We start from the raw sequence: 16,354 nt of genomic DNA on the forward strand, positions 1-16,354 counted from the left end.
CAATAACGGACGCGCAGCCAGATGAGTGAACTTTCCGGGCGCGGAAACTCGGTGGACGCATCCCGGAGCCCGGGGTGATCGTTGGGGCATGCGCCAGGAGGAGATCTGGGACGCCGACGCCGCTCGGCGCTACGACACGCCGGGGACGGGGATGTTCGCCCCCGAGGTTCTCGGGCCGGCCGTCGACCGCCTCGCCGAACTCGCGGGCGGCGGACGGGCGCTGGAGTTCGCGATCGGAACCGGGCGCGTGGCCGTGCCGCTCGCCGGACGCGGAGTGCCCGTCACCGGCATCGAACTGTCCCGGCCGATGATCGACCGGCTGCGCGCGAAGGTGGACGAGGCGACGATCCCGGTCTTCGCCGGCGACATGGCGACCGCCGTCGCCCCCGGGGAGTACGCGCTCGTCTACCTCGTCTACAACACGATCTCCAACCTGCTCACCCAGGCCGAGCAGGTGGCGTGCTTCCGCAACGCCGCAAGGCATCTGACACCCGGGGGCCACTTCGTGATCGAGCTCTGGGTGCCCGAACTGCGCAAGCTCCCGCCGGGACAGCAGGCCGTGGTGTGGCATGGCGAACCCGGCTATATCGGGCTCGACACCTTTGACGTGCTGCGGCAACAGATCGTGTCGCACCATTTCCACTTCGACGAGAGCGGGCAGGCCCGGCTGTTCCGCAGTCCTCATCGCTATATCTGGCCTGCCGAGCTCGACCTCATGGCCCAGCTCGCCGGGTTCGAGCTGGAGTCCAGGCACGCGGACTGGACGGGAGGCGAATTCACCGCCGAGTCGCGCTCGCACGTGTCCGTCTACCGCAGAACGTCATCGCCGGTCGTCTGACAAATCACGGAAGAAAAGGCCGGGAAGACCTCGGAGAAAAGGGGAGAGCCCCGCGAGGCTACTCCCTCGTGGGGCAGGCGGGTCCAGCCGGTTCGACGTACGGTTATCCGGTCCTTGCTGCTCTTGCTGCCTCACTCTCCCCGCTTGCTGATACCGCTACCGCGGCAGGCGTCCGCGCTCCATGCGACCGCGTTCTTCGATGCGTCCGCGTTCCATGCGTCCGCGCTCTTCGAACCGTCCGCGCTCCATGCGCTCGCGGTTTTCCATGCGTCCGCGCTCTTCGAACCGTCCGCGTTCACGGCCGCGTTCTTCCATGCGCCCGCGCTCCCGCTCCCTCTGCCGTTCACGTTGGCCGTACTGGCCGTACTGACCGTGATGGCGGTGGCGCTCCCTGCCCCGGCACCTGCCGCCGGGGCAGGGCTGTGCCGGAGTCTGCGTGACTCGTACGGTGTCGCCGGCGGCATTGACCGGCTGCGCCTGCATCGTCACCGGGACGATGAGGGCCGACGCTGTGATCGCGCCAGCGGCGAGTGCTTCCTTGAGCATGAGTATCACTCCGTCAACTCCGATACAGCCCAGGGAAACGCCCGGACGCACGGAGCGTGAATCGCTTCATCGAACCTTCGATCCAGACCCTGATTCTCACGCTAGAGGTAACGAAAGGCGCAGTCACCCAGCAATGCGCAAAGGACCGTTTTCCGCACCAGAAAACGCATCACACTCGAAATCATGCCGAGCGATTTCCCGGCGTCGACCATGCCTTTGCGCCGGTCGGCGAATTCCTGACGCATCATTGAGGCGCATTGGTTGCCATCGCACACGCTCGCTTGGAGCCGGTCTCCGGCCCTTCCGGGGCATTACAGGGAGTTACTGACGGAACCCGTGCGGGTTCTCGGGCTTGCCATGACCGCCACCGAGCCCGGGATGGAGGACGGGCGCCGCCTCCGTCCGCGATGCCGTGACCGGTTAGAGCGGGAAGCGACCGATCCGCCAGCGCCAGTGGCGGCCCGCCTTCAGGTGATCGACGATCGCGCGCTGAAGCACGGTGCGGCGCGGCAGGCGGTCGAGCGGCGTGGTCAGCGTGCGGAACACGAAGCGGAGCACCTCGACGTCGGCGTCGATCCCTTCCTGCTCCTCGTAGGGCGCCAGCTCGAACCTCTGCTGGAACCTGGCGATGTTGGAGTCCTCGGGCAGGTACTCCAGCAACTGCGGGTCGAGCAGCCACGAACCGCAGGAGAACGCCGTGTAGCGCTCGCCGGGAAAGTGGCGCGGGAAGAACGCGCGGGCCTCGTCGAGCGACGCATCGACCGCTTCCGGGGTCAGCGGCCCCGAGTCGGGGACGTGCAGGCCGATGGCGTCGTCGCCGCGATGGTGCTGCAGCCGGCCCAGCTCGTAGACACCGCCGCGCGCGTGCAGCGTCAGCCAGCTCTGCATGACCGGCCAGCCCTCACCGCGCATCCGCCGGTCGACCGCGAGGTTGCGCCCCAGGTCGGCGAGGGTCTTCCACGACACGGCGTCGGCGATGCCGTGGTCGCGGTGGTAGCCCCTGACGACGTCGACCAGGGCCAGGTAGGCGTACACGTATAGATGCCGCCAGGCGGGGCCGCGATCGCGCGGCAACTCCGGACCGGGCGACAGCCAGCCATGGCCGCCGAGGTCGGCGCGGACCAGGGCGATCGAGCGGTCGAGCAGCCAGCGCAGTTCGGGAGTCCACAGAGTAGATCCGGGATCGGGCCAGCCGGCCATGATCTCGGCGGCGTCGTCAGGCGGCACCGCGAGCCGGTCGAGGATCGCGGGCGCGTCGTCCTTGGCGGGCAGCGGAGCCGACGGCCCATCGCCGGCGAGCAGATGCACACGGTGGATTTCCCCGACTGGTACCCCGAGCCGGGCGGCGGTCTCGTCAAGATCCACGCGGCCGACCCTACCTGCCGACGGCCGTCCCCGACAGCCCGTGGCGCCGCCGGCACGGGAGAACCCGGCCCGGGGATACCGCCGGATGCAGGGTGAACCGACCCGATTCGGCGTGTGCCGTGCCCGCAGTAGGAGGGGGTACGCGACGCGATGTATGCGGGAATGCCCGCATATTGGAGCGAGTGCGACAACCCGGCGGTTGTTACGCGGTCAGATGCCGATCAGCCGTACGCGGTTGCCGCACAAACGGATCATGTCGTCGACGTCGGAGGTCAGCACCACCACCGGGCCTGGCTGGCGCAATGCCATCTCGGCGATCGTCGCGTCGATCGCGTACTTGTGACCGTGCAGGCCTGTGGCCTTGAGCAGTTCGGCGGACCTCTTCGCCGTGCTCTCGGTCACCGGCTCGATCTTCACGCGGGAGAGCACCCATCGCAGCCGCGACATGTCCACTCGCGGGTGGCTGACTTCCACGATCGTGTTGGCGCCGATGACGAAATCGGCACCCAGAGAATGAAACACCTGGAACATGGCGAGGACCTTGCGGTCCTGCGCGACCCAGGCGGAGACTCCTTGCGAGTCGAGGACGACGGTTTCGACGTGCTCGATCACGCAGCGCTCGCCGAACCGCCGGAATCCGCCGACCCGAAGATACGTGCGCGGGCCTCGGCGAGTTCCTCGTCGGTGAACGCTCCGTGCTCCTCCTGGTGACGCAGCAGGTCGGTGGCCAGGAGTTGATGCCGTAGCTGGCGTGCCACCGCCTCGGCGACATAACCCGAGACGTTGTCGGTGAGCTTCTTGAGCTCGGCGACCTGGTCGTTCGGCAATGTCACCGTGATGCGTGTCGTGTCGGCCATACGTCAATCATATCGCGGTATGCGCCTGTCGCGTCGTGAAACGCTCGACCCTCATCAGCACCGCGTCGACACCCATGATCACAGCCTAGGTGTGCCGATCAAGACTGAATCCTCCTGTTGACGTGTGCGATCCGCCAGCCGTCCCGGGTGGCGGTCAGCCGGGTGGTGGACAGGGGAGCCAGGTCGAAACGGGCGGCGCCGAACGGGCCGAGCCCGAGTGCGTGGGCGAGCGCCGCCCGGATGGTGCCGACGCCGCAGACCGCGACTCCTTCGGGCGCCTCTCGTACGCTGTCGAGCCAGCGCGCCACCCTGGCGGCGTGCGCGGTCAGCGGTTCGCCGCCGTGCGGTGCGACGTCGGGGTCGGCCAGCCACAGAGCGAGCGCGTCGGGTTCCTCCCTCGCGATCCGCTCGTAGGGCAGTCCGCGCCACCGGCCGCAGTCCGCCTCCCCGAGCGCGGCGGTCTCGTACGCCGCCAGCCCCAGCGCGGCGGCGGTCTGCCGCGCGGCCCGTACGGGGGCGGTCCAGGCCGTCGTGACGCCGGTGAACCCCATCGGTCCCGGCATGGCGTCCGCAGTGCCGGCGGTTTCCCGGGCCGGGGTGCGGGCGGCCAGAGCGAGTGCGGTGGCTCTGGCCAGGCTCGCCGCGTCGGCGTCCTCGTCGGCGGGGAATCGGGCGGCCCGCGTCCCCGGCGTGGTGGCGTGCCGTACGAACAGCACCTCAGCTCGGCGCGGCGGCACTCATGGGAGCCGCGGCGCTTCGTGCCGCCCGGTCGCAGGCCCAGCCGAACAGCGCGCCGAAGACCGTCCAGAAGACGAACTGCGTGCCGAGCGAGGCGAGCCTGAACTCCCACAGAAGCGTGGCGGGGAAGCCGTCGGGCACCTCGTCGACCGTGGGCAGCAGCAGCCACGCGGCGACCACCGGCACAAGGAACGCGGCCGCCACGGCGACCCACCGGGGCCACGCGCCCGCGTGGACGTGGCGGGCCGTCGCAACCGCGATCGCCACCGCGGCCAGCCCGACGAGCACCATCACCACGTACAGCGCGGTACGGCTGTTGATCGTGGCCGGATCGCCCACCGCAGGTGGATTGGCCGGATATTTCAAGAAGGGGACGAGGATTACCGCGACGAACGCAGTCCCCGCGGCCGCCAGTGCCAGGCACCCGTCCGACCGCGGCTCGACCCGCCCGCGCAGCCCGGCGAACACGAGCGCGAAGACGCCGCCCACGGCCAGCCCGTAGAGCCCGGTGGCGAGGAACAGCCCGGCCTTCTGCACCGGCCTGCCGACCTCGGCCTCCGCGCCGTGACTGTGCCCGTGTCCGTCCGCCGCGGCGGGCGCCGGCGCCGCGGCCTCCTCCAGCGCGATCGCCGCGTCCACCTGGGGTTCCCCGACGGCGAAGGCGAACCCGCCCGCGATCAACCCGGCCAGGAGCCCCAGGAGCAGGCCCCTGACCACGAGGGTCCGTACCACGCCGCCGCCTAGTGGCAGGGCACGCCGAGCAGGTGCCGCCCGTCGTGCATCAGTTCGTGCAGGAGGGTGCCCGTCTGCGAAACGGCGCCGTTGTCCATCAGGACGAGGTACGCCAGGAGCAACAGCACCGGCACGGCGAGCAGCCAGAGGCGAAGGTGCGGAAAGGGAACGGCCGAAGGGGTGGTGGACAGCCCGCTCATAGATCCTCCTCAGGGGTGACGCGTCCCATGTAACGAGGTCACGGCGGCCAAGCGACCTGGCTCCCGGGATCTGCGTCCCGGATACAGTGGCGCGTCCGCACCGGCATCTCACCGGATTTCCCTTGGACGACCGTGAAGTCCACCGGAACGTATCCGCTCCTTTCGTTCGCGTCAATGCGGTGACCCCCTCGCCTGCCATGCCGTTCTCCCCTTCCTGAGGGCGGCTGTTCGCCGAGGCGGGCCCGCGATACGCTTCGGAGGCCAGTCGTACTCCATCACGTGGAGTCAGGGAATCCGGTGGAATTCCGGAGCTGACGCGCAGCGGTGAGGGGACGGGAAGGACATGCCGGCAACGGCGGCCACTGGACCTGCGGGTCTGGGAAGGTGTCCTCTCCCGGGTGATCCGAGTCCGAAGACCTGCTGGTGCTGACGGCACCCGTCGTCGGGTCATGGTGGGTTTCGCGTATGGACCCGGACTCTGAACAAGGTGAATGACTCCGGATGAACCGGTTTCGACCAGACCGCTGCCCGGGCGTACTGCGTCCCTGGCCCGCCGCCGACGGGCTGCTGGTGCGGTTGCGTCTCCCCGGCGGCAGGGTCTCTGCCAAGTCGCTGCACGCCCTCGCCGAGGTGGCGGAGCGGTACGGGGACGGGCGTGTTCATGTGACCACCCGCGCCAACCTGCAGGTTCGTGCCATGCCCGCCGTTCCCGGCGCCGAACGCCTGCCCGACGAGGTGCTCACCGCCCTGGAGGCGACCGGCCTGCTGCCCAGCCGGGCCCACGACCTGTCGCGCAACGTGATGGCGTCCCCGCAGACCGGGCTGGCCGGTGGCCGGGCCGACCTGCGTCCCGTGGTGGACGCCCTGGACACCGCGCTGTGCGGCGATCCCGGGCTGGGGCGGCTGCCCGGACGGTTCCTCTTCGTCCTCGACGACGGTCGCGGAGACCTGCTGGATCGCTCGTGCGACCTGGGCCTGGTGGCGCTCGATGGCGGGTCGGCCCAGCTCCGGATCGGCGACGCGTGGGGCGCTGTCGTGCCGCTGCGGGACGCGCACGCGCACCTCGCCGGTCTCGCCAGGCTCTTCCTCGGCGCGCGCGGTGCGGGGCCGGACGCTCCCTGGCACGTCGTCGAACTGCCAGAACCGCTGGTCGCACCGGTGCCCCGGTCCCGTGGCGTCCCCGCCGCCGCCCCGCCGCTGGCCTTCGGCCCCGTGCCCGGAGGCGTCCACCGGCCGGTGCCTGCGCGAGGGCTGGACCGCGCCGCCGTTGAACGGCTGTGCGCCGCCGCCCCCGAACTCCTCGTCACCCCCTGGCATGGCGTCCTGATCCCCGAGGGAACCCGATGAACCCGATGTCCGGCACCCGGCCGCGCCGGCCGCGCCGGCCGAGCCGCCGCTACGCGTACGCCGACCGCGCGGCCGAGATCTACCTCGACTCGTTCGCGATGATCCGGCGTGAGGCCGATCTGTCCATGGTGCCGGCCAACGCCGAGAAGCTGGCAGTCCGGATGATCCACGGCAGCGGCCAGGTCGACCTGACCGACGACCTCGTCGTCGACCCGCGTCTGGTGCCCGCCGCCCGCGCCGCGCTGGAGGCGGGAGCGCCGATCCTCTGCGACGCCACCATGGTCGTGCGGGGCGTGACCCGCAGCCGTCTGCCCGCCGGCAACGAGGTGATCTGCACTCTCGGCGATCCGCGGGTGCCCGGCCTCGCCGAGGAGTGGGGGACCACGCGCACCGCCGCGGCCGTCTCTTTGTGGGAGCCGCGCCTGGAGGGCGCCGTGGTCGCGATCGGCAACGCTCCGACCGCCCTGTTCCATCTCCTGGAGATGCTGGCCGACGGGGCGCCACGCCCGGCCGCGGTCGTGGGCTGCCCGGTCGGCTTCGTCGGCGCCGCCGAGTCGAAGCAGGCGTTGCGGGATTTCGCGTCGGACCACGGGATCGACATCCCGTTCGTCACCGTGCGGGGCCGTCGTGGCGGTTCTGCGATGACGTCGTCCGCGCTCAACGCCATCGCCCAGGAGGCGGAATGAGCACCGTGACGGCCCCGGGCAGTTTCGCCGGGGTGGGCGTCGGCCCAGGAGATCCCGAACTGCTCACCCTCAAGGCCGCACGGCTGATCGGGCGGGCCGACGTGATCGCCTACCACTCGGCCCGCGGCAGGAGGTCCAACGCACGGAGGATCGCCGCCGATCTGTTCCCCGCCGGAGTGGTCGAGGAGCGGTTGGTCTACCCGGTGACCACGGGCGCCACCGACCACCCCGGCGGTTACACCGGAGTGCTGGCGGAGTTCTACGAGGAGTCCGCGGCACGACTCGCCGCGCACCTCGACGAGGGAAGGAACGTGGTTCTGCTCGCGGAGGGCGACCCGCTGTTCTACGGGTCGTACATGTACATGCACGACCGTCTCTCGGAGAGATATCCGACCGAGATCGTGCCGGGGGTGCCCGCGTTCCTCGCCGCGACGGCCATGACCGCGAGCCCGTTGGTGCGCCAGACCGACGTGCTGACCATCCTGCCCGGCACCCTGCCCGAGCCCGAACTCGCCCGCCGTCTCGCCGACACGGACGGCGCGATCATCATGAAACTGGGCCGCACCTTCCCCGCCGTACGCCGTGCCCTGGCCGCGGCCGGTCGCCTCGACCACGCGCTCTACGTCGAGCGGGCCTCCATGCCCGAGCAGCGGTGGCAGCCGGTGGCCGACGTGGACGAGACGAAGGTGCCGTACTTCTCGCTGATCGTCGTCACCGGGGACAGCCTCAACGGCCGGCGCTCCCGGGACGCCGCCGAGCCGGCCGAGGCCCGGGCACCCTCCGCCGGAGCGGCCGAACTGCTCGTCGTCGGGCTCGGTCCAGGTCCCGGCGGCTGGCTCACCCCCGAGGCCGCCGCCGCGCTCGCCGAGGTCGGCCACGTGGTCGGCTATGGCCCGTACGTCAACCGGGTGCCGCAGCGTCCCGGCCTGACCCGGCACGCGTCGGGCAACACCGTCGAGGTGGACCGGGCCAGGTTCGCCCTCGAACTCGCGCGACGCGGCGAGAAGGTCGCGGTGGTCTCCGGCGGCGACGCCGGGATCTTCGGGATGGCGGCCGCGGTCTTCGAGGCGGCCGAGGACCCGGCCTTCGCCGAGGTATCCGTGCGTGTCCTGCCCGGCGTCAGCGCGGTCCAGGCGGTGGCGGCCCGCGCCGGAGCTCCGATCGGCGCCGACTTCGCGGTGCTGAGCCTGTCGGACCGGCTCAAGCCGTGGGAGGTCATCGAGCGGAGACTGCGCGCCGTCGCCGAGGCCGACCTGGTCCTAGCGGTCTACAACCCGGCCTCGCGCAGCCGGACCGGGCAGGTCGCGACCGCTCGTGACGTGCTGTTGCGGCATCGGAGCCCTGACACCGTCGTCGTGGTCGGGCGTGACGTGGGCCGCGCCGGGGAGTCGTTGACCGTGACCACGCTCGGTGAGCTGGACCCTGCGGCCATCGACATGAAGTGCCTGCTGATCGTGGGCGCCTCGTCGACCCGCGTCTCCTCCACCGGAGTCTGGACCCCGAGGTACGTCAGGTGACCGTCCACTTCGTCGGCGCCGGGCCGGGCGCGGCCGACCTGCTGACTGTACGAGCCGCGCGGCTGCTCGCCGAGGCCGACGTCGTCCTCTTCCCCGGCACCTATCTCGACCCCGGCGTGCTGGCGCACTGCGGCCCGGACGCGGTGCTCGTGGACACCCAGGACCTGAACCTGGACGAGATCACCTCTGTCCTCGTGGACGGGGCGAGGGCGGGCCGGCGGGTCGTGAGGCTGACGTCGGGCGACCCGTCGCTGTATTCGGCGCTGCACGAGCAGACCCGCCGCCTGGACGCGGCGGGGGTCGCCTGGCAGGTCACGCCCGGCGTTCCCGCGTACGCCGCGGCCGCCGCGCGGGTGGGCCACGAGCTGACGGTGCCGCTCGTCGCCCAGTCGGTGGTGCTGACCCGGACCCGCGCCCGCTCCACCCCGATGGGGCAGGGCGAGTCGTTGACCGGCTTCGCCGCGACCGGGGCGACCCTCGTGCTTCACCTCGCGGTCACTCGGACCCGCGAGCTGATGGCGGAACTGGAGCCGGTGGTCGGCGCCGACTGCCCGGTGGTCGTCGTGTACCGCGCCAGCCAGCCGGAGGAGCTGGTGCTGCGCGGGACGGTCGGCATGGTGGCGGACCTGGTCGAGGAGGCCGGGCTCCGGCAGGCGGCGGTGATCATGGTCGGACGGGCGCTCGCCGGCGCGGACCGGCGAGGGGGAGGGGAGTCCCACCTCTACAGCGCGGGAAGAGACCGGCCGGCGAAGCACAGGAACACGTGACAGGGCCTTCGGTCTCAGAGGCCGAGACTCCACTGGGTCACGGTGCGCGCAGGCGTCCACCCGGTGAAGGCCCCCACGGGGCGGGCGGTCTCCACCGCGATCCGGGTCAGCTCCCCGCCGTGGGTGCGGAACGCGTCCGCGAGCACCTGCTCGGTCTCCAGGGTGACGCCGTGCGCCACCAGCCGCCCGCCCGGCCGCAGGGCCGAGAGGCAGGCGTCGAGCACGCCGGGCCTGCTCGCCCCGCCCCCGACGAAGACCGCGTCGGGCGCGTCGAGGTCCGCGAGCGCTCCGGGCGCCCGCCCCTCGACGACGCGGAGGTCCGGCACGCCCAGCCGTACGGCGTTGCGTGCGATCCGGGCGGCGCGCGCCGGGTCGGCCTCGACGGCCGTCGTACGGCACGCGGGGTGCGCCCGAAGCCATTCGATGCCGACGGATCCCGCTCCCGCCCCGACGTCCCACAGGTGCTGGCCGGGCGCGGGGCGGAGACGGGCCAGCGCCGAGGCGCGCAGGTCGCGTCTGGTGAGCTGGCCGTCGTTCTCGAAGACGTCGTCGGGCAGGCCCGCGACCCAGGACGAGGTCCAGCCGGTGCTCGTCGCCGGGATCTCGACGGCCAGCACGTGCAGGGCGGGGACCTCGTCAGATGGCGTGTCCGCCCACTCGCGGGCCGTCCGGGTCACGCGGGACTCGCCCGGGCTCCCCAGGTCGCCCAGCAGCGTGATGGCCGCGTCCGGGTTGCCGGTCTCCACCAGCAGTCCGGCGACGATCGCCGGTGTCTCGGGACCGGAGGTCAGCAGGAGCAGCCGCCGCCCGGGGGCGACCTCGCGCAGCAGCCGGGCCTCGTGGCGGCCCACCAGGGTCACCACCACCGACTCCTCGGCGGACCAGCCCATGCGCGCCCTGGCCAGAGCGGGCGAGGAGACCGCCGGGAGGATGCGTACGCCGTCGGCGCCCAGGATCCGGACCAGGGTCGTGCCGACACCCGACAGCAGCGGGTCGCCGGAAGCCAGGGCCACGACGCGGCGCCCGCGCACCTCGTCCAGCATCGCCGGCAGTCCCTCGGCCAGCGGCGAAGGCCACGGGAGACGCGTCTGACCGGCCACTTCGGGGACGGCCGCCAGGTGGCGACGGCCTCCGAGCAGCACCTCCGCGTCGCGGACAAGCGCGGCGGCGGTCTCGTCGAGACGCCCGTCCGCGCCGACGCCGATGACGGTCAGCCGGGGCCGATGGAGAGGGCCTGTCGAGTCGGGCACGTCAAGGGAGGCTACCGTGGTGGTCAACGCGAGGTGCCCCCGCGCCCAGCCATCGGAAACGGTGGGGAAGGTCAACGGGGAGAATCTGGGAAGCCGGTGAGATTCCGGCACAGGCCCGCTGCGGTGTGTCGAGCACTCCTCGTGAGCGACTCGACAAGTCCGAAGACCGGCCTCGCGTCGCCACTGACGTATGGCCTACGAGCGGGAGCCTCACACGTGCCTACGAAATACCCCTTTTCTGCCATTGTCGGCTGCGAGTACGACCCCACGACGGTCTCCGGCCTCGGCGACATGGGCCTCGCCCTCGTGCTCACGGCGATCAGTCCGGAAATCGGCGGCGTCCTCGTCCGCGGGGAGAAGGGGACCGCGAAATCGACCACCGTCCGCGGCCTCGCCGACGTCCTCCCGTGGATCGAGGTGTACGACGGCGACCGCTTCTCCGCCGACCCGCACGATCCGGCCGAGCCGTCGCCGGACGGCCCTTTCGGCTCCGGCGCCCGGGTGATCGGCAGGCCGGTGCGGCTTGTCGAGTTGCCCGTCGGAGCGACCGAGGACAGGGTGCTCGGGTCGCTGCATCTGGAGAAGGCGCTCACCACGGGAGCCGTCGAGTTCGAGCCGGGGCTCCTGGCCCGTGCGCACCGCGGAGTCCTCTACGTGGACGAGGTCAACCTGCTCCACGATCACCTGGTGGATCTCCTGCTGGACGCCGCCGCGACCGGCCGGGTCACCGTCGAGCGCGACGGGGTGTCGCTGAGCCACGCGGCCCGCTTCGTACTGATCGGCACGATGAATCCCGAGGAGGGGGAGCTCCGCCCCCAGTTGCTCGACAGGTTCGGTCTGACCGTCGAGGCGGCCGCCCCGCGCGACCCGGGGCAGCGCGTCGAGATCATGCGCAGGCGCCTCGCGTACGACCGCGATCCCGCGGCCTTCGCGGCCCGCTACGTCGGCCGCCAGGAGGACCTGACCCGCCGGATCGCCGACGCCCGCGCCCGGCTCGACGGCGTCATTCTGGGCGACGCCGCGATGTTCAAGATCGCCGAGGTCTGCGCGGCGTTCGAGGTGGACGGCCTGCGCGCCGACATCGTCACGGCCCGCACGGCCGTCGCGCACGCCGCCTGGGCGGGCCGCCGCCATGTGACCCGGGGCGACATCCGGGCGGCGGCCCTGCTGGCTCTGCCGCACCGCCGCCGCCGGAACCCGTTCGACGCCCCCGGGATCGACGAGGACCTGCTCGACCGGGTGCTCGGCGACGACGAACTGCCGGAACCCCCAGAGCCCCCGGAGCCCACGGAGCCGCGGGGCGGTGACGCACCCGGAGAGGAGCAGGCCGAGCACCGGACGGAGGCGCCCGGCGACCAGTCCGGCGACCAGCCCGCCGGCACGCCCCCCGAGACGGATTCCGAATCGGCGCGGGAACCCGAGCCGGCCGACCAGGACGCCCCCCGACGGCCCGCGCCGCCCGCTCCCAAAGCCCCGGGCGGCGAGACCACCGACCGGGCCCGTACGGCGTACCGCCCCCGGCTCCTCACCGTCGACGGCGTCGGCCAGGGCAGGCCCGGCCGTCGCAGCCGGGCCCTGGGCTCCAGCGGACGCAGGGTCGGCAGCGGCACGGGCACCGGCTCGCTCCACCTGGTCGAGACGCTGCGGGCCGCCGCGGGCCGCCACGCCGTCCAGGGCACGGCCGCCGTCGGCGACAGGACCGGCCGGCGTGTCGTGCTGCTCCCCGCCGACCTGCGCGTCGCCGTGCGGGAGGGCCGGGAGGCCAACCTGCTGCTCTTCTGCGTGGACGCCTCGGGGTCGATGGCGGCACGCCGCCGCATGGTCCAGGTGAAGACCGCGATCCTCTCCCTGCTCACCGACGCCTACCGCCGCCGCGACAAGGTCGCGCTGATCAGCTTTCGCGGTGCCTGCGCCGACCTCACCCTGCCGCCGACCGGGTCGGTCGAGGTGGCCGCCGCCCTCCTCGACGAACTGCCCGCCGGAGGACGCACGCCGCTGGCCGAGGCCCTCGTGGAGGCCCGGCGGGTATTGACCCGGGAACGGCTGCGCGACCCGCGCACGCGTCCGCTGCTGGTCCTCGTCACGGACGGCCGCGCCACCTCCGGAGCCGACGCGGTGGCCCGCTCGCGGCGGGCCGCCGACGGCCTCGCCGCCCTCGGGGTGCCGGGCGTCGTCGTCGACTGCGAGGACGGCCCGCTCAAGCTGGGGCTCGCCGAGGTTCTGGCCGGTCACCTGCGCGCGGAACACGTGCCGATGGCCCGGGTCAGCGCCGACGGGCTCGTGGACGTCGTCACCCGCCGGGTCGCCTGATGGGCCCGCTCGAATCCCCGCGTACGAAGAGGAGACCCGCTGATGCCCCAGGGGCAGCCGCTCACCGTGCCCGACGACGGTCTCACCACCCGGCAACGCCGCAACAGGCCGCTGCTGATGGTGCACACCGGGGATGGAAAAGGGAAGTCCACCGCGGCCTTCGGGCTCGCCCTGCGCGGGTGGAACCAGGGGTGGAACATCGGGGTCTTCCAGTTCGTGAAGTCCGCCAAGTGGAGCGTCGGTGAGCAGACCGTGCTCGAACGCCTCGGAAAGCTGCACGACGCGACGGGCGAGGGCGGGCCGGTCGAATGGCACAAGATGGGCTCCGGCTGGTCGTGGGCCAAGAAACAGGGCGACGACGATGACCACGCCCTGGCCGCCGCCGAAGGATGGCAGGAGATCAAGCGCCGTCTCGCCGCCGAGGCCCACGACCTGTACGTGCTCGACGAGTTCACCTACCCGATCGTGTGGGGATGGGTCGACCTCGACGACGTCGTCACCACGCTGCGCGGCCGCCCCGGCCGCCAGCATGTCGTCATCACGGGCCGCCGGGCGGCGCCCGAACTGCTGGAGGCCGCCGACCTCGTCACCGAGATGACCAAGGTGAAACACCCCATGGACGCGGGGCAGAAGGGGCAGAGGGGCATCGAATGGTGACCCTGCCGCGCCTGGTGATCGCCGCCCCCTCCACCGGACAGGGCAAGACCACCGTGGCGACCGGCCTGATGGCCGCGCTGCGCGATCGCGGACTGCGGGTCTCCGGTCACAAGGTCGGCCCGGACTACATCGACCCCGGCTATCACGCCCTGGCCACCGGCCGGCCCGGTCGCAACCTCGATCCGCACCTGGTCGGGGAGGAACGGATCGCCCCCCTGCTGCTGCACGGGGCCCGTGGCACGGACGTGGCCGTGATCGAGGGCGTGATGGGCCTGCACGACGGGCGGCTCGGCACCGACGGGTTCTCCTCCACCGCGCACGTCGCGCGCCTGACCCGTACGCCGGTGGTGCTGGTCGCCGACATCTCCCGGATGTCGCGCTCGGCCGGCGCGGTGGTCGCCGGCATGGCGGCGTACGACCCGGCGGTGGACGTGGCCGGCGTGATCCTCAACCGGGCGGGGTCCGCGCGCAACGTCGCCGAGGTCGAGCGCTCCCTGCGCCTGCCGGTGCTCGGCGTCGTCCCGCGCGACGACTCGATCTCCTCGCCGTCCCGCCACCTCGGCCTGGTGCCGGCGGCCGAGCGCGACGGGTCAGCGGCCGCGGTGGCCCGGCTGGGCGAATGGATCGCCCGCCACGTCGATCTCGACGCTGTGCTGGAGACGGCCCGCACGGCGCCCGGCCTGGACGCCGTGCCGTGGGACCCGGACGCCGAGGTGCTTCCCGTCGCCGGTGAGGCGCCCGTGGTCGCGGTCGCGGCGGGCCGGGCGTTCACGTTCGCGTACACCGAGACGGAGGAACTCCTCACCGCCGCCGGGTGCCGCGTCGTGCCCTTCGACCCCCTGACCGACGGGTCGCTGCCGGCCGGCACCCGCGCGCTCCTGCTCGGCGGCGGCTTCCCCGAGGTGTACGTCCGGCGGCTCGCCCGCAATGTCCCGCTGCTGACGCAGGTGCGCGACGCGGTCATGGCGGGGCTGCCGACGGTGGCCGAGTGCGCCGGTCTGCTCTACCTGCTCGAAGCCCTCGACGGCACTCCCATGGCAGGGGTGATCGGCGCCCGCGCCACGATGACCGACCGCCTGACCCTGCGCTACCCGGTGGCCAAGGCCGTGGGCGACAACCTGCTGTCGCGAGCAGGGGAGGAGGTGCCCGGCCACGAGTTCCACCGCACCGCGCTGACCCGCCCGGCGGCCGGCTGGGCACCGGCGTGGGATATCGACGGCGAACTCGTCGGCGTCGCCTCGCCCACCCTGCACGCCTCCTACCTGCACCTGCACTGGGCGGGCCGGCCGTACATGGCCCAGCGGTTCGCCGAGGCGGCGGCCACGGCCAGCCCGGTGGCCGCGTCGCCGGTGGCCGTCTCCCCGGTGGTCGCGCCCCCGGTGGCAGTGTCGCAGTTGGCCGTGTCGGCGCGCATCGGCGACACGGCGCACGAGCCGGTTCCCGCCAAGCCCCTTCACCACCACGGCGACCGGGAGACCGGGCCGGGGCTGGTCGACTTCGCCGTCAACGTCCACCCGGGGCCACGACCGGCCTGGCTCACCTCCGCGCTGCTCGAAGGGGTGCGCGACTCGGTCTCCTACCCGGACCCGGCGCCCGCGCGCGAGGCGATCGCCGAGCTGTACCGGCGTCGTACGGACGAGGTCCTGGTCACCGCGGGCGCGGCCGAGGCGTTCGAACTGGTCGCCCGGTGGAAGCAGTGGCGCCATGCCGTGGTGGTGCACCCGCAGTTCACCGAGCCGCACGCGGCCCTTGAACGCGCCGGGCACCGGGTCACCGTGGTCCAGTGCCGCCCGGAGGACGGCTACCGGCTGGACCCGGCCGCGGTGCCCGGCGACGCCGACCTCGTGGTGCTCGGCAACCCCACGAACCCGACAGGAGTCCTGCACCCGGCAGAGGACATCCTGCGGCTGCGCCGTCCCAAGCGGGTGGTGGTCGTGGACGAGGCGTTCATGGACACGGTCGAGGGGGAGACGGAGTCGCTCGCCGGTCACCGCCGCCGCGGGCTGCTGGTCGTCCGCAGCCTCACGAAGCACTGGTCGATCCCCGGGATACGCGCCGGATACGTGCTGGGCAGCGACCGCAGCATCGCCGGTCTGGCGGCCAGGCAGGTCCCGTGGTCGGTGTCGACCCCGGCGATCGCGGCCGCCGTCGCGTGCACCTCCCCGGAGGCGGTCGCCGAGGCGGCACGTCGCGCCCGGCAGATCGCCGGATGGAGGGAGTCCCTGGTCACCGGCCTCGGCTCGCGCGGGATCGCGGTGCTGCCCTCGCGCGCCTCGTTCGTCCTGGCCCGCTTCGGCCGCGGCGTCCGCGAGGCGTTGCGGGAGCGCGGCGTCGCCGTGCGCAGGGCGGACACCTTTCCGGGGCTCGACGCCGAGTGGGTGAGCGTCGCGGTGCGTCCTCCCGAGACCTGCGCCCGGTTGTTCGCCGAACTCGACGCGCTCGAAACGCCCGGATGGCCTGCCGCCGGTACGGACCTTCCCGGTGGGCCGGCGACAGCGAACGCCGTGGAAGCCGGTGGGAATCCGGCCTAGTCGCGCCGCTGCG

The 16,354-nt window shown here is 72.6% G+C and carries 17 protein-coding genes and 3 riboswitches; of the genes, 9 read left to right on the plus strand and 8 right to left on the minus strand.

Annotated features, from left to right (window positions below):
* Nucleotides 1-88: 88 nt before the first annotated feature.
* On the plus strand, nt 89-838 hold the full coding sequence (locus tag HHX31_RS01815; RefSeq protein ID WP_169944402.1) for a class I SAM-dependent methyltransferase: 750 nt from the start codon (nt 89-91) through the stop codon (nt 836-838).
* Nucleotides 839-994: 156 nt separating this feature from the next.
* On the opposite strand, the gene HHX31_RS01820 is transcribed toward HHX31_RS01815, so the two are convergent.
* Nucleotides 995-1,384 carry a hypothetical protein gene (locus HHX31_RS01820; protein WP_169944404.1) on the minus strand — a complete coding sequence of 130 codons (390 nt, stop codon included), beginning with the start codon at nt 1,382-1,384 and terminating at the stop codon, nt 995-997.
* A 56-nt stretch (nt 1,385-1,440) separates the two neighbouring features.
* On the opposite strand from HHX31_RS01820, the gene HHX31_RS01825 reads away from it, so the two are divergent.
* On the plus strand, nt 1,441-1,635 hold the full coding sequence (locus tag HHX31_RS01825) for a hypothetical protein (RefSeq protein WP_169944405.1): 195 nt from the start codon (nt 1,441-1,443) through the stop codon (nt 1,633-1,635).
* A 169-nt stretch (nt 1,636-1,804) separates the two neighbouring features.
* On the opposite strand, the gene HHX31_RS01830 is transcribed toward HHX31_RS01825, so the two are convergent.
* The 6 genes from HHX31_RS01830 to HHX31_RS01855 all read right to left on the minus strand — a co-directional run bounded on the left by HHX31_RS01830 (nt 1,805) and on the right by HHX31_RS01855 (nt 5,276).
* Entirely contained in the window at nt 1,805-2,749 is a 945-nt protein-coding gene (locus HHX31_RS01830; RefSeq protein WP_169944407.1) for an acyltransferase domain-containing protein, read from the minus strand.
* Nucleotides 2,750-2,959: 210 nt separating this feature from the next.
* Nucleotides 2,960-3,361: a DNA-binding protein gene (locus tag HHX31_RS01835; RefSeq protein WP_169944408.1), complete on the minus strand. Its 402-nt coding sequence runs from the start codon at nt 3,359-3,361 to the stop codon at nt 2,960-2,962.
* A complete protein-coding gene (locus HHX31_RS01840) occupies nt 3,358-3,606 on the minus strand; it encodes a hypothetical protein (RefSeq protein WP_169944410.1) in 249 nt (82 codons plus the stop codon). The genes HHX31_RS01835 and HHX31_RS01840 overlap by 4 nt, the downstream gene beginning before the upstream one ends.
* A gap of 98 nt (nt 3,607-3,704) precedes the next feature.
* Nucleotides 3,705-4,322, minus strand: coding sequence for a histidine phosphatase family protein (locus HHX31_RS01845; protein WP_169944412.1), 618 nt, complete (start codon nt 4,320-4,322; stop codon nt 3,705-3,707).
* 1 nt (nt 4,323) lies between these two features.
* Entirely contained in the window at nt 4,324-5,076 is a 753-nt protein-coding gene (locus tag HHX31_RS01850) for a CbtA family protein (protein ID WP_169944414.1), read from the minus strand.
* 8 nt (nt 5,077-5,084) lie between these two features.
* The gene (locus HHX31_RS01855; protein WP_169944416.1) at nt 5,085-5,276 is read right to left on the minus strand and encodes a CbtB-domain containing protein; all 192 of its coding nucleotides are present in this window, start codon (nt 5,274-5,276) and stop codon (nt 5,085-5,087) included.
* Nucleotides 5,277-5,308: 32 nt separating this feature from the next.
* Nucleotides 5,309-5,438: riboswitch (cobalamin riboswitch) on the minus strand.
* Between the two features lie 83 nt (nt 5,439-5,521).
* A riboswitch (cobalamin riboswitch) is annotated at nt 5,522-5,716 on the plus strand.
* Nucleotides 5,717-5,777: 61 nt separating this feature from the next.
* Here HHX31_RS01855 and HHX31_RS01860 point away from each other — a divergent pair.
* From HHX31_RS01860 to HHX31_RS01875, 4 genes are read left to right on the plus strand one after another with little or no spacing between them, the layout of a single operon-like run.
* Nucleotides 5,778-6,623 carry a nitrite reductase gene (locus HHX31_RS01860; RefSeq protein ID WP_169944417.1) on the plus strand — a complete coding sequence of 282 codons (846 nt, stop codon included), beginning with the start codon at nt 5,778-5,780 and terminating at the stop codon, nt 6,621-6,623.
* Entirely contained in the window at nt 6,620-7,309 is a 690-nt protein-coding gene (locus HHX31_RS01865; RefSeq protein ID WP_396709610.1) for a precorrin-8X methylmutase, read from the plus strand. The genes HHX31_RS01860 and HHX31_RS01865 overlap by 4 nt, the downstream gene beginning before the upstream one ends.
* A complete protein-coding gene (locus HHX31_RS01870) occupies nt 7,306-8,826 on the plus strand; it encodes a precorrin-2 C(20)-methyltransferase (protein WP_169944419.1) in 1,521 nt (506 codons plus the stop codon). Before HHX31_RS01865 ends, HHX31_RS01870 begins: the two co-directional genes overlap by 4 nt.
* Nucleotides 8,823-9,593 (plus strand): cobalt-precorrin-4/precorrin-4 C(11)-methyltransferase, encoded by a 771-nt coding sequence (locus HHX31_RS01875; protein ID WP_311931164.1) that lies wholly within the window; start codon nt 8,823-8,825, stop codon nt 9,591-9,593. The genes HHX31_RS01870 and HHX31_RS01875 overlap by 4 nt, the downstream gene beginning before the upstream one ends.
* 14 nt (nt 9,594-9,607) lie before the next feature.
* On the opposite strand, the gene cbiE is transcribed toward HHX31_RS01875, so the two are convergent.
* A complete protein-coding gene (gene cbiE / locus HHX31_RS01880; protein WP_169944421.1) occupies nt 9,608-10,843 on the minus strand; it encodes a precorrin-6y C5,15-methyltransferase (decarboxylating) subunit CbiE in 1,236 nt (411 codons plus the stop codon).
* A gap of 29 nt (nt 10,844-10,872) precedes the next feature.
* A riboswitch (cobalamin riboswitch) is annotated at nt 10,873-11,018 on the plus strand.
* Between the two features lie 41 nt (nt 11,019-11,059).
* On the opposite strand from cbiE, the gene HHX31_RS01885 reads away from it, so the two are divergent.
* Genes HHX31_RS01885 through HHX31_RS01895 form a run of 3 tightly spaced genes read left to right on the plus strand, consistent with a single transcriptional unit; the run spans nt 11,060 to nt 16,341 of the window.
* A complete protein-coding gene (locus tag HHX31_RS01885) occupies nt 11,060-13,153 on the plus strand; it encodes a VWA domain-containing protein (RefSeq protein ID WP_311931166.1) in 2,094 nt (697 codons plus the stop codon).
* A 42-nt stretch (nt 13,154-13,195) separates the two neighbouring features.
* The gene (gene cobO, locus HHX31_RS01890; protein WP_169944422.1) at nt 13,196-13,810 is read left to right on the plus strand and encodes a cob(I)yrinic acid a,c-diamide adenosyltransferase; all 615 of its coding nucleotides are present in this window, start codon (nt 13,196-13,198) and stop codon (nt 13,808-13,810) included.
* The gene (locus HHX31_RS01895; protein WP_169944424.1) at nt 13,804-16,341 is read left to right on the plus strand and encodes a cobyrinate a,c-diamide synthase; all 2,538 of its coding nucleotides are present in this window, start codon (nt 13,804-13,806) and stop codon (nt 16,339-16,341) included. Before cobO ends, HHX31_RS01895 begins: the two co-directional genes overlap by 7 nt.
* Nucleotides 16,342-16,354 lie beyond the last annotated feature (13 nt).

Source organism: Microbispora sp. H11081 (assembly GCF_012999535.1).
Classification (GTDB): domain Bacteria; phylum Actinomycetota; class Actinomycetes; order Streptosporangiales; family Streptosporangiaceae; genus Microbispora.